The organism is Candidatus Borrelia fainii (genome assembly GCF_027925085.1).
In the GTDB taxonomy this organism is placed as follows: domain Bacteria; phylum Spirochaetota; class Spirochaetia; order Borreliales; family Borreliaceae; genus Borrelia; species Borrelia turicatae.
Genome location: NZ_AP027070.1, coordinates 89,700 through 103,661, shown reverse-complemented (window position 1 = coordinate 103,661; position 13,962 = coordinate 89,700). Strand labels below are relative to the sequence as shown.

General features: G+C 29.4%; 18 protein-coding genes and 1 tRNA gene. 15 read left to right on the top strand and 4 right to left on the bottom strand.

The annotated features are described in order from the left end of the window. Window position 1: 1 nt before the first annotated feature. From QMG63_RS00435 to flgF, 4 genes are all read right to left on the bottom strand, one after another. Window positions 2-997, bottom strand: coding sequence for a flagellar basal body P-ring protein FlgI (locus tag QMG63_RS00435; protein ID WP_281860755.1), 996 nt, complete (start codon window positions 995-997; stop codon window positions 2-4). A gap of 211 nt (window positions 998-1,208) precedes the next feature. Next, entirely contained in the window at window positions 1,209-1,847 is a 639-nt protein-coding gene (locus tag QMG63_RS00430; protein WP_281860754.1) for a hypothetical protein, read from the bottom strand. Next, window positions 1,847-2,641 (bottom strand): flagellar basal-body rod protein FlgG, encoded by a 795-nt coding sequence (gene flgG / locus QMG63_RS00425; RefSeq protein WP_281860752.1) that lies wholly within the window; start codon window positions 2,639-2,641, stop codon window positions 1,847-1,849. The genes QMG63_RS00430 and flgG overlap by 1 nt, the downstream gene beginning before the upstream one ends. A 12-nt stretch (window positions 2,642-2,653) precedes the next feature. Beyond that, entirely contained in the window at window positions 2,654-3,502 is an 849-nt protein-coding gene (gene flgF, locus QMG63_RS00420) for a flagellar basal-body rod protein FlgF (RefSeq protein ID WP_281860750.1), read from the bottom strand. A 261-nt stretch (window positions 3,503-3,763) separates the two neighbouring features. Between flgF and QMG63_RS00415 the strand changes: the two genes are divergently transcribed. The 15 genes from QMG63_RS00415 to ftsH all read left to right on the top strand — a co-directional run bounded on the left by QMG63_RS00415 (window position 3,764) and on the right by ftsH (window position 13,952). Beyond that, window positions 3,764-4,300 (top strand): DUF2147 domain-containing protein, encoded by a 537-nt coding sequence (locus QMG63_RS00415; RefSeq protein WP_281860748.1) that lies wholly within the window; start codon window positions 3,764-3,766, stop codon window positions 4,298-4,300. 32 nt (window positions 4,301-4,332) lie between these two features. Then, complete coding sequence (locus tag QMG63_RS00410; RefSeq protein WP_281860747.1) at window positions 4,333-4,863, top strand: adenine phosphoribosyltransferase; 531 nt, start codon at window positions 4,333-4,335, stop codon at window positions 4,861-4,863. Window positions 4,864-4,989: 126 nt separating this feature from the next. After that, window positions 4,990-5,304, top strand: coding sequence for a 50S ribosomal protein L21 (rplU, locus tag QMG63_RS00405; RefSeq protein WP_281860745.1), 315 nt, complete (start codon window positions 4,990-4,992; stop codon window positions 5,302-5,304). Then, a complete protein-coding gene (locus QMG63_RS00400; RefSeq protein WP_281860743.1) occupies window positions 5,304-5,636 on the top strand; it encodes a ribosomal-processing cysteine protease Prp in 333 nt (110 codons plus the stop codon). Before rplU ends, QMG63_RS00400 begins: the two co-directional genes overlap by 1 nt. Next, a complete protein-coding gene (rpmA, locus tag QMG63_RS00395; RefSeq protein ID WP_281860741.1) occupies window positions 5,623-5,868 on the top strand; it encodes a 50S ribosomal protein L27 in 246 nt (81 codons plus the stop codon). Before QMG63_RS00400 ends, rpmA begins: the two co-directional genes overlap by 14 nt. 22 nt (window positions 5,869-5,890) lie before the next feature. Then, complete coding sequence (gene obgE / locus QMG63_RS00390; RefSeq protein WP_281860739.1) at window positions 5,891-6,874, top strand: GTPase ObgE; 984 nt, start codon at window positions 5,891-5,893, stop codon at window positions 6,872-6,874. Window positions 6,875-6,959: 85 nt separating this feature from the next. Beyond that, the gene (gene nadD / locus QMG63_RS00385) at window positions 6,960-7,532 is read left to right on the top strand and encodes a nicotinate (nicotinamide) nucleotide adenylyltransferase (RefSeq protein ID WP_281860737.1); all 573 of its coding nucleotides are present in this window, start codon (window positions 6,960-6,962) and stop codon (window positions 7,530-7,532) included. Further along, complete coding sequence (locus QMG63_RS00380; RefSeq protein ID WP_281860735.1) at window positions 7,533-8,717, top strand: LCP family protein; 1,185 nt, start codon at window positions 7,533-7,535, stop codon at window positions 8,715-8,717. Beyond that, window positions 8,692-9,042 carry a ribosome silencing factor gene (rsfS, locus tag QMG63_RS00375; protein WP_281860734.1) on the top strand — a complete coding sequence of 117 codons (351 nt, stop codon included), beginning with the start codon at window positions 8,692-8,694 and terminating at the stop codon, window positions 9,040-9,042. Before QMG63_RS00380 ends, rsfS begins: the two co-directional genes overlap by 26 nt. Window positions 9,043-9,151: 109 nt before the next feature. Then, window positions 9,152-9,442 carry a septation regulator SpoVG gene (gene spoVG, locus QMG63_RS00370; protein ID WP_281860733.1) on the top strand — a complete coding sequence of 97 codons (291 nt, stop codon included), beginning with the start codon at window positions 9,152-9,154 and terminating at the stop codon, window positions 9,440-9,442. 63 nt (window positions 9,443-9,505) lie between these two features. Continuing rightward, window positions 9,506-9,577: transfer RNA gene (locus QMG63_RS00365), tRNA-Gln, on the top strand. 28 nt (window positions 9,578-9,605) lie between these two features. Continuing rightward, the gene (locus tag QMG63_RS00360) at window positions 9,606-10,154 is read left to right on the top strand and encodes a 50S ribosomal protein L25/general stress protein Ctc (protein WP_281860732.1); all 549 of its coding nucleotides are present in this window, start codon (window positions 9,606-9,608) and stop codon (window positions 10,152-10,154) included. An 11-nt stretch (window positions 10,155-10,165) separates the two neighbouring features. Next, window positions 10,166-10,732 (top strand): aminoacyl-tRNA hydrolase, encoded by a 567-nt coding sequence (gene pth, locus QMG63_RS00355; RefSeq protein WP_281860729.1) that lies wholly within the window; start codon window positions 10,166-10,168, stop codon window positions 10,730-10,732. After that, window positions 10,732-12,048 carry a tRNA lysidine(34) synthetase TilS gene (gene tilS / locus QMG63_RS00350; protein ID WP_281860727.1) on the top strand — a complete coding sequence of 439 codons (1,317 nt, stop codon included), beginning with the start codon at window positions 10,732-10,734 and terminating at the stop codon, window positions 12,046-12,048. Before pth ends, tilS begins: the two co-directional genes overlap by 1 nt. After that, window positions 12,045-13,952: an ATP-dependent zinc metalloprotease FtsH gene (gene ftsH / locus QMG63_RS00345; protein ID WP_281860726.1), complete on the top strand. Its 1,908-nt coding sequence runs from the start codon at window positions 12,045-12,047 to the stop codon at window positions 13,950-13,952. The genes tilS and ftsH overlap by 4 nt, the downstream gene beginning before the upstream one ends. Window positions 13,953-13,962: the final 10 nt, after the last annotated feature.

The window sequence follows — 13,962 nt, the reverse complement described above, 5'->3', positions numbered from 1 at the left end:
TTTATTCCTCCAAAATTAATTCTCCATGTAATTTATTAATTTTTTTAGCTGCCTTAATCACTTTTATTAATTCTTCATTGTTAAGCGTATTTGAATTTTCTGATATAAATTCATTTAGTTTCATCTTTTGTATTTCTATTTTTATTTTTTCATTGCTTCTGTTGCTAAATAAGTTTTCACCATTTTTTTCAATTGAAAATATAAGGGGTCCTATTTCTGCATTTGTACTTGCTATAATGATTTTGTTTTGTTCACTTATTAGAACTTTAGGCATAGTTTTTATTTCTATTTCTTCAATTTCGCCTAGCAACCCAATTTCGTTGATTTCAATTTCTATGATATTTCCTGATTTTATATTATTTTTTATGTTTTTATTTGTTAGTTTTTTACTTATTGAATCTGCTAAGACATAATCCTTTTTTTTAAGAATTATATTGTAATTTGTATAATTTTTGTTCTCATGTATTGTTGCTCCGTTTAGTATATATCCTGTACCTTTTGATTTTTCGTTAGTTATTATTGGGCCTGAGGCTGTAGCTACTACCTTTCCTTCTTTATCTTTCAGTTCTGTTCTTAAAAGTATACCATTTGTTAAGTCTTTTGAATCTAACATTGATGCTATGTAAACATTGTGATTTGCGCCTTTAATCATGTTCCCATTTATTTTGACCGTTGTGCTTACTAATGCGATATTTTTGCTTCCTATATTTGTTAGATCTATTTCGTTTATGCCAATTTTATTTAAAGCCTTATTTAAAATTTCTTTTCCTTTTAGAGAATCTCCTTTATCAACAAGGCCTGCTACTATTCCAATTCCTGTTAACGTGTATGAATCTGTAGATTTAATTTCAGCGATATTTTTTAATTTTATTTGTTCACTTATTTGATTTATATTGCTATTTTCATTAGTAAAATTTTTTAAAGGTTGATTTTCTTCTGCGAATGAGTTTAGGACTATTTTTAAGTTTAAGATGGTTAGCATTATCAATAGTTTCATGATTTTGTTCCTTTTATATGGCAATATAGTTTACCTTTATTTTAATATTATTGCAATTGCTTTTGGTTTATATCATTTTTTCTTTGGGTTTATTTGACAATTTAAAACTTAATTATGAAATAAAGAGAAAATTTTCTATAATTTTTTTGTCATTATAATTGATTAGTAAAGTTAATGACAAAATTGTGAATTTACATGTTTGAATATGGTATTATCGTTGTTTTTGTATTTTATTTAGCTTAAGTTTTTCATTTTTTATTATATCTTGTAATACGATGTAGTTACTTTGATTTAATTCGTTTAAGCTTAAAGTTTCGTTGTTTTTAGTTGTGTTTATTTGATATTTAAAATAAACATTATATTCATTTAAATCTTCCCCCGTCTTTAAATCTGTTTTTGCAAATACAATTGGTTCTATTATGTCAATATACATATTTACTTTATTATGTTTCTTGTAATTTTCAAATTTTTTTGCATAATAAACCAAAGTTTTTTGTATTGGTATATTTTTATATGATATGTTTTTTATTGCCTTAAATTTTATATCGGTGGAAAATTTATCTTCTATATTGATTTCCGATTCATCAAAACTGAATTGTAATATGTAAATATTTTTGCTTGCTAGATTTTTTGTGATATGGCTAATCATTTCAAATATTATTTGTTTTTGCTTAAGATATGGACTTATGTAAATTTGTGATAAGTTATTATCATTGCACATTTTTGAGTATTCTTTTGAGAAAAAATATGTTTTACTAGGAGATATTGCAAAACAGGTATCATAAGGCATTATTTGTGATAAATTTATTGTAAATAGATAAAATGTAAATTTATTTATAAGTGTTTTCACTACCTTTTTAAGTTATTGGCAATCCCTAGCATATTATCTGAGGTTTGAATTGCTTTTGAATTTATCTCATAAGCTCTTTGTGCAACAATCATTGTTACCATTTCTTCTGCAATTGATACGTTTGACATTTCAAGAATGCCTTGTCTTAGTCTGCCCATTCCATTACTTCCTGGTGTTCCTGATATTTCTTCTCCAGAACCAATGGTTTCTTTAAATATATTGTTTCCAATTGCATTAAGACCTGCTGGGTTTACAAATCTTGCAATTTCCATTTGACCAAGTTCAATTGGATCAGGGCTTCCATTAATTTTGACAGATATTATTCCTTCTTGAGATATTGTAATAGAATCTTTTATATATTCTTCAGGAAAAGATATTTCAGGTAATAATTTGTATCCTTGATTTGTTACAAGATCTCCATTTGCGTCGATTTTGAATGAACCATTTCTGGTGTATCCGTAAGTGCCGTCTGATAAGAGAATTTTGTAAAATCCATCGCCTTCAATTGCAACATCAGTTTTTAAATTGGTGGCTTGCAGATTGCCTTGTTCAAAGATTCTGTGTGTTGCTGATACTTTTGTTCCATGTCCAACTTGATTGCCAAGAGGACTTACTGTATCCTCAGTTGCAGGAGTACCTGCTCTTTTTTGTGTTTGATATATTAAATCTTCAAATTCGGCTCTTATTTTTTTAAATCCTGTAGTGTTTACATTTGAAAGATTATTGGCAATTGTATCCACGTTATATTGTTGTGCTTTCATCCCACTGGCTGCTGTCCAGAGTGCTCTCATCATAAACGAGTCTCCTTAAAATTTTCCAATTTCGTTAATTAATTTACCAAGAAGTGAGTCCTCGGTTTGTATTATTTTTTGATTTGCTTCATAGGTTCTGTTGACTGTAATCATTGATACCATTTCATTAATGGCGTTTACATTTGAGCCTTCTAAAGTACCAGTTTCAATTTTGGGCCTTAAATTTATTTCGATATTTTTAGCTTGTCCAGATATTTCTGTACTCTTCCAGAGTGAACTTCCTTGTTTTTGTAAAAATCTTGTTTTTTCGAAATTTACAATCTTTAAGTTGTCAAGGAGTTCATAGTTTTCCCATGAATTTTCATATTCACTTACAAGCTTTTTGGGATTTTTTTCAAATGTTGAGTTATGAAATATTTGTCCTTGAGCTGTTATCTTAAAGTTGTTATCTTTTAGATATATGTATCCCTTCTCTCCAATTACAGGATATCCATCTTTTGTAACAAGTATGCCTTCTGGTCCGAGTATGAAAGAACCGTTTCTTGTATATCTTTCTCCTTCCGGTGTTTGAACAACAAAAAATCCCTCATCAGTTAATGCTAAGTCAAGAGGATTCCCAGTAATTTTTAGTGGTCCTTGTTCAAAAGAAGTATAAATTTCATTTTCTTCAACTCCTGTACCAAGCTTGCCAATAACAGGTGCTGTTTCTAGGTATCCTTTGGGAAATTTGTAAAGACCATCATCGTTGATTCGTCTAATTAACATTTCGGGGAATGCTTTTTGGACAGATAAATCTTTTTTGTATCCCGTAAGATCAATATTTGCTAAATTATTCGCAATAACATCTAACTTGTGTCTTTGTGCCATCATTCCGCTAGCAGCAGTATAAATACCTCTTACCACATTAAAACCTCGTTATTTATCGTTAACATTAGTACTAATATTATTACTAATGTTATCACTAAAATTAGTATATATCAATTTTGATCTCTTTATTGTTTTGTGTATTTTGATTTTTTAAGATTGAACTATCAATTTATATTGAGTAATTTAAGTTATATAAGTAAATTATTCCTTTTGCAAAAAGTATGAAATGAATGTATAATTCTTCTTTGTCATGATCTATTTAAGTTATTGGCTTGGATATTAATTTTAGGAGTTTATATGGGTAAGAATGTATTGAGAATTATTCTTTTATTTTATTTTTCATTTTTTGCATTTGCAGAGTCTGAAAAAACAGACAATAAAAAAGACGGTAGTGAGGTTTTAGGATATTGGGTTGGATATGATGATACTACGAATGTTAAAAATTCTGTAATTTATGTTTATAAGTATAATGATAAAGTCTATGGTAGAATTTTAAATGTAATAAAAGATGGAAAGGTGCACGATATTAATGATCCTTCTGGTTATAGGGTTGTAGGTTTTGAACATTTAAGTACCGAAGGTCTTGATTTTATGTGGGGGCTTAAATATATTGAGTCTTCTGGCAAGTGGGATAATGGTAAAATTATTGATCCCAAGAATGGTAAAATTTATAGTTCTGAAATGAGGGTAGATTCAAAAACGGGAAATCTTATTACCAAGGGTAAGGTATGGATTTTTGGTAGAAATAAGATTTGGACAAGAGCTAATGAAGATGAGATTCCGAAATTAGATGTAAAAGACATAGTACCAACTCCTCCTGTAGCGGAAGAATAAAAATAAATATTTAATTTTTTGTGGGAATCTTAATGAAAGATAAAACGGAATATTATGATAAGTTTATTATGAAAGTACCTAATTTCCCAAAGGAAGGTATACTTTTTTATGATATTACTAATGCTTTACTCAAAGCAGAAGTATACAAATCTTTAATTGAAGATGCGTATGCTTTTTATTTATCAAGGAACATCGATTACATTGCTGCTATTGAATCGAGAGGTTATCTTATTGGTGCTCCTTTGGCTTTAAAAATGGGATTGCCTCTTTTATTAATTCGAAAAGAAGGTAAACTTCCAAGGCAAGTCTTAAGAGAAGAATATGATCTTGAATATGGATTTAGCAGTATTGAAATACATAAAGATGATGTTAAACAATATTCAAATATTTTGTTAGTGGACGATATTTTAGCTACCGGAGGCACTTTGAAAGCAGCCACTATGTTGCTTAAAAAGGCGGGTGGAGTGGTATCTGATATCTTTTGCTTTATTGAACTTGTAAGTATGAATGGTAGAGATGCTTTACGGGAATATAGTTTGAATTCTCTTGTTAAGTATTTTTGATAGTTATTTAATAAATAATTTGTGTTATTAATTGAGTGAGATTAAATAAGTTAATTGAACTTCAATAATTGACTTTAAATTTCATTAAATTTATAATACTTAGCTGAACATTGAGAGGTGATTGTGATGTATGCGTTGTTGGAAATAAAAGGTAAGCAGTACAAGGCTGTTATGGGGGAGATGTTAAAGATAGATAAAATTGGAGCTAATGAAGGTGATAAAATAGAATTTAGCAGTGTGATGCTTGTAAACAAGGATGGAGATGTAAAGATAGGGAAGCCTTATGTTTTAGGATCTTGTGTGAAATGTACTTATATAGAAGATAAAAAAGATAAAAAAGTTATCTCTTATAGATATAGAAGAAGAAAGTCAAGTGAACGAAAGGTCGGCCATCGTCAATCCTATTCTTATATTTTAGTTGATGATATAGTTATTAGTTAGTGATTAATGTTTTAATAAAGACCCATAATGATATAATTATTTATATTTTAGCTAATGGGCATGCTAGAGGGAATAATTATGTTAATATAGTTTGTTCTTCCTTTTCTTTTATTTTAAGGACTTTTTTAAGTGTTCTTGATTGTGAGAAAGAAGATTTTACTGTGGACAATTCTTTAAGAGGTTGCTTAGAATTTGAAGCTTTTTTTGAAGATTTGGGTAGGCAAAATCTTTTTTATTATAGTAAATTTTTGATACAAGGTGTAAAGGACTTGTGCTTTGAATATCCTTGTGATATTAAATTGATTTTGGAGGAAACTAGTGGCAACAAGTAAAAGTGGTGGTAGTTCTAAGAATGGAAGAGATTCTGTCTCTAAGAGACTTGGTGTTAAGAGAAGTGGTGGGCAATTTGTGAGATCTGGAGAAATAATTGTACGTCAAAGAGGTACAAAATTTCATAAAGGTAAAAATTCTGGACTTGGCAGAGATCACACAATATTTGCATTAAAAGATGGTATAGTAGAGTTTAAAACTTCTAAGGGTCGAAAATATATAAATATTATTTAATATTGTTATAGTTGAGGTTGATTTGCATACATTTAAGGATTCTTTAAATATGACTGTGTCTTCAGGTAATGGGGGTGCAGGATGTGTTTCTTTTTTGCGTGAAAGATTTAAAGCCAAAGGAGGTCCTGATGGTGGTGATGGGGGTCGGGGTGGAAATGTAATCTTTAAGGTTAAAGCAGATCTTAAAACTTTATCTTTTTATAAAAATGGTCAAAAAATTGCTGCTAATAATGGTAAGCCTGGGATGGGTTCTAGGAAAAATGGGGCTTCTGGTGAAGATTTAGTTATTTTTGTTCCCCCCAATACCCGTATTTATGATGCTTTTACTGATTCTATGTTGTTTGAGCTTCAAAGTTTTGATGATGAAATTATTGCTTTAAAAGGTGGAAGAGGTGGCCTTGGAAATGTAAATTTTAAAAGTTCTACAAAACGAACACCAAGATTTGCTCAACCTGGAGAATCTGGTACTACTTTGAATTTGCGTCTTGAATTAGTATTGATAGCTGATATTGGACTTGTTGGGCTTCCTAATGCAGGTAAATCTTCTCTTATTTCTACAATAACTGCTTCAAAGTCAAAGATTGGAAATTACCCTTTTACTACTAAAGTTCCGCATCTTGGTGTTTTAAAATCTTCTTATAATGATTTGGTAATTGCTGATATGCCTGGGATAATTGAGGGTGCAAGTCTAGGGATGGGTCTTGGTTTTGAATTTTTAAGACATATTTCAAAGACCAAAATTTTGGTCTTTTTGATTGATGTTGCTAATAATGACTTTATGAGTACTTATAATATTCTTGTTAATGAGCTTAGTGTGTATGATGTTGGTCTTTCAAATAAGAAGCGAATAATTGTTGCTAATAAACTTGATTTAGAAGGTGCTATTGAAAATTTTAATCAGTTAAAAAGAACTTTGGATGATGAAAAAGTTTTAGGAATTTCTATTTATGATAATAGGGGAATAGATGAGCTTGTTAGTGAACTTTTTGCTTTATCGAGGATTTAAAGTCATTGTTTTTTTTAAAGTTCAAAATTAATATTGTTTAGACATTAATTAATGTAATAAATTAAATGTGTAACATGGGAAATTTATGAAAATAGCAATATTGGGTGGTACTTATAATCCTGTTCATGTTGGGCATATGTTTTTAGCAAAGGAAATAGAACATTTTTTAAATGTTGATAAAATACTATTCATTCCTACTCATAAACCTGTTCATAAGTGTGTTGAAAATGTTAGTGTTAAAGATAGAATTGCGATGCTTAAGTTAGCCATACAACATGAAAATAATATGTTTATCGATGAATGCGATATTATAAATGGAGGAATAACTTATACCGTTGATACCATTACTTGTATTAAGAATAAATATGTTCATGATGATATTTATTTGGTAATTGGAGATGATCTTTTTGAGAGTTTTGATTCATGGAAAAATCCAGAAAAAATAATTGAATCTGTTAATCTTGTGGTGGTTCACAGGCTTTATAGTGAAAGATTAGTTAGTAGGTTTGAACATACTTATATTGATAATAGAATATTTTCTATTTCTTCTTCAGAGATTAGAAATAGAATTGAGCAAGGATTACCTGTCGATTATTTGCTTCCCTTTGATGTTTTGCGATATATTAAGAGTAATAATTTATATGTTCAAGGTAAATAATTGAGAAAAGAATTATTTTTTTTAGTTTTAATTATTTTAATAGTTCTTGGTATTGTGATTTTTTTTGTTGATAGTTCTAAAAGAGAGCAAATATATTTTGAATTGAATACTAAGAGTAATATTAGTTTTTTATTTCTTATAGAAGATGATAATGACAATCTTTTAAGTATACAAGAAATTTTTATTAATATAAAAACAGGAAATGTTGGATTTTTAGATATTCCTGTTTATACAGGTTATGAGGACTTAAAGGGAAATGTATCTTGGTTTGAAGATTTATATAAAAAGAATAGCTTTAATGAATTTTTGTCTAAAGTATCTAGGCAGTTAAATCATGAACCTGATTATTATATTTGTTTTAAAAAGAATAATTTTGTGAAATTTGTTGACTATATTGGTGGAGTTCGTCTTTTTGTTAAAAATCCTGTTAAAATACATAGTTTACTACGTCCTATCTTAATACCTTCTGGTAATTCTGTTTTTGATGGAGATAAATCTTATGATTATTTAAGTTATTTCAGAGATATTGCTTCTTACGATGAAAGATTTGAGTTTTTTAAGGAATTTTTCAAAAAAATCTTGACACAATTTTCTGATTTTAAAGAAGAGTATGATTATTTTTCCAAAATGTATTTCATGTTAGATACGGATCTTTCTGAAACTGTATTTAAATATATTCTTGCTAATTATAAAATAAATAATGAAAAATTTGTTTTTATTAATATTAAAGGACAAGAGGAAACATTTAAGGATAATAATGATAATTTAATAAAAGTTGTTTTTCCTTATTATGGGGGAGCGGTTCTTAAGGAATCGATAGAAAATTTAAATAGAGATTTAATGGGTGAAACTAGAAGTGAAGAGGTAATTAAAGTTATTGTTTTAAATGGCACTAAGACTGTTGGACTTGCAAGGAATGTGGCAGATATTTTTAAATCTTTAAAATTTAAGGTTGTAAGATTTGGTAATGCAGATAGGCATAATTATTCTCATACTTTGATAATAAATAATTCAGATAATTTAGAGATCGCCATTAAGGTTGGGGATGTAATTGGAGCAAGAAACATTAAACCAATTTCTGAGCTTCGTGTAGATACTTTAGGATTTGATGTGCCTGATATGAGTCCTGATGTAATAATCATTTTGGGAGATGATTTTGATGGAAGATATGTTAAAAATATATGATGTTAAGAAATTATGTAAGATTATATCTGATTTTGGCGGAATTGATGTTTTAGGTATTAATGTTAGTTCTGTTTGTAATTGGGCTGATTTTTTTATTATTGTTTCATGCTCATCATTTAAGCAAATGGAAACTTTGTATAACGAAGGATTAATAACCTTTTTTAAGGAAAGGGATTTTAATTATTGTATTAAGGGTAAAGGTTTTGTTTATGATTGGACAATTATTTCATGTGAAGGTTTAGTTATACATTTAATGAGTGAAAAGGCCAGAGAATATTATGAACTTGAAAAGCTATGGGATCAAGGAAAAATTATTTATCCTTGAAAGTTATTTAAGGTTATTTAATTAAAAAAAATAAAAATATCGCAAGAATTATTTACAAAAAATTAAAAATATTCTAGATTTAAAACATGTATTTTAGGGAGGCCTAGGAGTGAATATTACAGACGTAAGAATTAGGAGAGTTGATAATAAAAATCCCGGTTCGAAGCTATTGGCATATGTTACAGTTATTTTTGATGATTGTTTAGTTTTGCATAATATCAGGGTTATTAGGGGGCAAAAAGGTGTTTTTATTGTTATGCCTAATAGAAGAACTAAGGTCGGAGAGTATAAAGATATTGTACATCCTATTAATCAAAATTTTAGAGAGATTTTGCAAAGTGCTATTTTTAAAGAATATGTAAAGGAAAATCCTTCAAGTCTTGAACTTGAATTAGGCTAATAAATATTATTGACAAAGTGTATTGTATTTTGTATCCTTTTGACTTATGGATAATTAAGTATTTGGGACGTGGACAAGTGGTAAGTCACCTGGTTTTGGTCCAGGCATTCGAGGGTTCGAATCCTTCCGTCCCAGTATTTTATATTAGGTTAGGAGTTTCATTGTGGATAGTAGTAGGATTTTAAAATATGAAAATCGAGTAGATTTTGGTTCTTTGTGTGCTCGTAGAATACGTGCAAAATCTGAAATACCAGCTGTTGTGTATGGGAAAAAAAGTGATGTCCTGCATATCAAAATTTCAAGTAATGAGTTTAATAAGAGATTTGCAAAATTTACAGATAATACTGTTTTAATTTTAAGTGACGAAAAAGTCGAGAGATGTGTTTTTATTAAAGATGTAAGCGAAAATATTGTTAAGGGCCTTATTTATCATGTTGATTTTTATGAGGTTGATAAGAATAGAGATATTGAAAGAGATATTACAATTAAATTTGTAGGGGCTTCCATTGGTGTTAAAGAAGGTGGTACTTTAAGTGTGCTTCGGACTAAAATCAAAGTTAAGGCTTTGCCTTTAGATTTGCCAGAATTTGTTGAAGTAGACTTGACCCCTGTTAAGAAGGGACATCAGATAACTTTTAAGGATATTGTACTTCCTGAGAATGTGAAACTTGCTGAAGAGGATGAAAATTTGTCGATTTTACTTGTAAAATAAAATTAAAAAATATGGATTTATTGATAGTCGGCCTGGGTAATCCCGGGTCTAATTTTTTTCATACTAGACATAATGTTGGTTTTGAGCTTATAGATAAATTGGTTGTAAAGCATGGTCTTTCTTTAAAAAAGGTAAAAAATTATGAATATTCTGATTTTAATTTTGAGAATAAACGGGTGGTTCTAATTAAACCTTTAACTTATATGAACTTGAGTGGTAATATTTTTCCTTCTGTTTTTGCTAAATTTTATATGAAAATAACTAATCTGTTGATTGTAGTTGATAATGTTGATTTACCTTTGGGAAAGTGTAAACTTAGAAAGGTAGGAGGTACTTCTATGCATAATGGACTTCGTTCTATTTCTGAGAGCCTTGGAAGTACTAAATATAGTAGACTCTATATTGGAATTGGAAATAATAATGAATCTAGTCTTAAAGATTTTGTTCTTGCAAAATTTAGCGATGGTGAGCTTAAGCGTATTAAAAATATATTTAATTTTTTAAGTGAAGAGATATTGAGTATTGATGAGTGTAATTTTGAGAGTAAAATTGCGATTATTAATTCTAGTAGTTTTTGATGTTTTGGAATAATATTTTAACAAAAGTAGAAAGTTTTTACTTTAAAAATTCTTTAAGCAAAGAAAAAGTAATAGTTGCTTTTTCTGGGGGAGCAGATTCTACTACCTTGTTATTGAGTTTAAAGGAATATTTGAATAATAATATTGTTGCACTTTATTTTGCTCATTATATAAGGTCAGATTTCGAGCAAAATCTGGAAATAGAACATATAAAAAACTTTTGTAATTTTCATAGCATTACTTTTCAAATAAAGAGGTGTGGTGTTGATATAAAGAGCAAGTCTAGGCAGCTTGGTATGTCAGTTGAGGAGTTGGCTAGAAAATATCGTTATGATGCTTTGTTAGAATCTTTTAGAGAAAATGGGGCAAGTTATATTGCTCTTGCTCATAATCAAGATGATCAATTTGAAACTTTAGTGATGAGATTTTTTCAAGGCTCGTTTTTGGATGGATTATCTGGTATTTCAGTTATCAATGGCAATATTATTAGACCTTTAATTGAGGTGTCAAGAGAGGATATTGAAAAATTTCTTTCTTTAAATAATATTGTTTATTCTGTTGATAGTACTAACCATGAAGATTTGTATTTAAGAAATAGAATTAGAAATAATCTAATGCCAGTTATTAGGAAAATTTTTAAGGGATATGAAAGGGGTTTGAAAAGAATATCTGATTTTTCAAGTGAGCTTGTAGGTTATTTTGATAAAGAAGATTATCTTCCCTTTAGTAAGGGTAATTATTATTATTCTTTTGATGCTATGACTTTTTTCAGGTTACCAAAGTATTTGGTCTTTAGGAATATTTTTAAGATTTTAAATTCAGAAGGTATTGTGTCAAATTTGTCATATGGCACTTTAGGTGAGATTTTTAGGGTAAATCTTGCGAATAAAAAAAGTAGAATATTACTTAAAACCAATGATTTTTTTTTAGAAAAACGTCAAGATAAGATTAACCTTATCTTTAAAGAAGCTGAAGAGATGCATGAGCCTTTTGATTTTTTTTTAAGACTTAATGAATATCATAGTTTATCTTTAGGTAAGATTTTGTTAGAATGTTTGGAGTGTGAAGATAATTCTATACTAACATTGAGATGTTGTTCTTATGAGTTTAGGCATAGATTTTTTAAAAGTAAGTTACAATCAAAGAAGTTCTTTTCTAAGTTTGTAAGATATAATCCACTTTATTTAATGTTGTTAGTGTTAGATGATAAGGTAATTGGCATTATTGATTTAAATACTTTAAACTTAATGTGGAGTGATAAGAGTATTCTTAAAAAAATTAATATATCTTTGTTTGGAGGATTTTTAAAGGAATGAATATTAACAATAATAATTTGAATAATAATGGTAAGTCTAATAACAAAAAGAAAAATAAGAATTGGATTTTAGTTCTTGTTATATTCTTTTTAGTTTTAGCAATATTCATGTCTTATTTTATGCGTGGCGGAGAAAATTATAAGAACGTGCCTTATAGTGCATTTCAAACTTATTTAGATAGTGGTTTAATTGAATCAGCTATAATAATTGATAAAAGTCAAATTCAATTTATTGTCAAAAATTCAAATTTAGGAAAATCTTATTTTTCTACTAGTATTCCTTATTTTGATATTAATTTGCTTTCTGAGCTTAAAGCAAAGAGAGTTGAGGTAAGTTCTGGAAAGAGTCAGTCATCTTTAATTGGTGTTATTCTTCAAACTTTGCCATGGATATTATTTTTTATTTTCTTTTTCTTTATATTTCGTCAAACTCAAGGTGGTGGAGGCAAGGTTTTTTCGTTTGGAAAAAGCAATGCTCAAAAGTATGAGGCAGGAAAGAACAAAGTTACTTTTAAAGATGTTGCTGGGCAAGAAGAGGCCAAGCAGGAACTTAGGGAAGTAGTTGAATTTCTTAAAAACCCTAAAAAATTTGAAAAAATAGGTGCAAGGATTCCAAAAGGCGTTCTTTTAGTAGGATCTCCTGGAACAGGAAAGACTTTGCTTGCCAAAGCAGTTGCAGGTGAGGCAGGTGTAAATTTTTTTCATATGTCAGGTTCTGATTTTGTTGAAATGTTTGTAGGGGTTGGAGCAAGTCGTGTTAGAGATTTGTTTGACAATGCAAGAAAAAATGCTCCTTGCATAATTTTTATTGATGAACTTGATGCTGTTGGAAGAAGTCGTGGAGCTGGACTTGGTGGTGGTCATGATGAGAGAGAACAAACGCTTAATCAGTTATTAGTCGAGATGGATGGTTTTGGGACATATACTAATGTAATTGTGATGGCAGCAACAAATAGGCCTGACGTTCTTGATTCTGCTTTGCTTAGACCTGGGAGGTTTGATAGGCAAGTAACAGTGACGCTTCCTGATATTAAGGAGAGAGAAGCAATACTGAATATACATGCTCAAAAGACTAAACTTTCAAAAGAAATTGACTTGCATATAATAGCAAGAGCTACTCCTGGTGTTAGTGGTGCTGATCTTGCAAATTTGATTAATGAGGGTGCTTTAATTGCTGCAAGGAATGATCAATCTGAGATTCTTATGCATGATTTGGAAGAAGCTAGAGATAAAATATTAATGGGTGTTGCTAAAAAGTCTATGACTATTACTGATAGACAGAAACTTGAAACATCTTATCATGAAGCAGGACATGCGTTGCTTCATTATTATCTTGAATATGCGGATCCTTTGCATAAGGTTACTATTATTCCTAGAGGTAGAGCTCTTGGGGTTGCTTTTTCTCTTCCTAAGGAGGATAGGCTTTCAATAAATAAAAATCAGATTCTTGATAAGATTAAGATATGTTATGGTGGTTATGCTAGTGAGCAGATTAATTTGGGTTTTACTACAGCTGGTGTGCAAAATGATTTGATGCAAGCTACTAATTTGGCAAAAAAAATGGTTACAGAATGGGGTATGGGGGAAGATGTAGGCCCAATATTTTTAGTGGATGATGAAGCTCCAATTTTTCTTCCAAAAGAATTTTCTAAGTCAAGAGCATATTCTGAGCATACTGCTGATAGAGTAGACAGGGAAGTTAAGAGGATTCTTGAAGGATGTTTAAAAGAAGCTTCAGATATTTTGATGAAGCATAAAGATCAATTAGTTAAACTTGCAGAAGCTTTAGTTGCAAGAGAAACTTTGACAGATAATGAAGTAAGAGAGCTTTTAGGATTTGAAATTGTTGAGAGTGAGAATGAAAAAAGTTTAAAAGAGTCTAAACTGGAGACATTGAATGGATAAATAAAATTTT

Coding starts and splice junctions, on each gene's coding strand:
- QMG63_RS00435 (WP_281860755.1), bottom strand. CDS start 997: ATGAAACTATTGATAATGCTAACCATCTTAAACTTAAAAATAGTCCTA.
- QMG63_RS00410 (WP_281860747.1), top strand. CDS start 4,333: ATGAAAGATAAAACGGAATATTATGATAAGTTTATTATGAAAGTACCT.
- QMG63_RS00415 (WP_281860748.1), top strand. CDS start 3,764: ATGGGTAAGAATGTATTGAGAATTATTCTTTTATTTTATTTTTCATTT.
- flgG (WP_281860752.1), bottom strand. CDS start 2,641: ATGATGAGAGCACTCTGGACAGCAGCCAGTGGGATGAAAGCACAACAA.
- rsfS (WP_281860734.1), top strand. CDS start 8,692: ATGGAAGATATGTTAAAAATATATGATGTTAAGAAATTATGTAAGATT.
- ftsH (WP_281860726.1), top strand. CDS start 12,045: ATGAATATTAACAATAATAATTTGAATAATAATGGTAAGTCTAATAAC.
- rplU (WP_281860745.1), top strand. CDS start 4,990: ATGTATGCGTTGTTGGAAATAAAAGGTAAGCAGTACAAGGCTGTTATG.
- pth (WP_281860729.1), top strand. CDS start 10,166: ATGGATTTATTGATAGTCGGCCTGGGTAATCCCGGGTCTAATTTTTTT.
- tilS (WP_281860727.1), top strand. CDS start 10,732: ATGTTTTGGAATAATATTTTAACAAAAGTAGAAAGTTTTTACTTTAAA.
- nadD (WP_281860737.1), top strand. CDS start 6,960: ATGAAAATAGCAATATTGGGTGGTACTTATAATCCTGTTCATGTTGGG.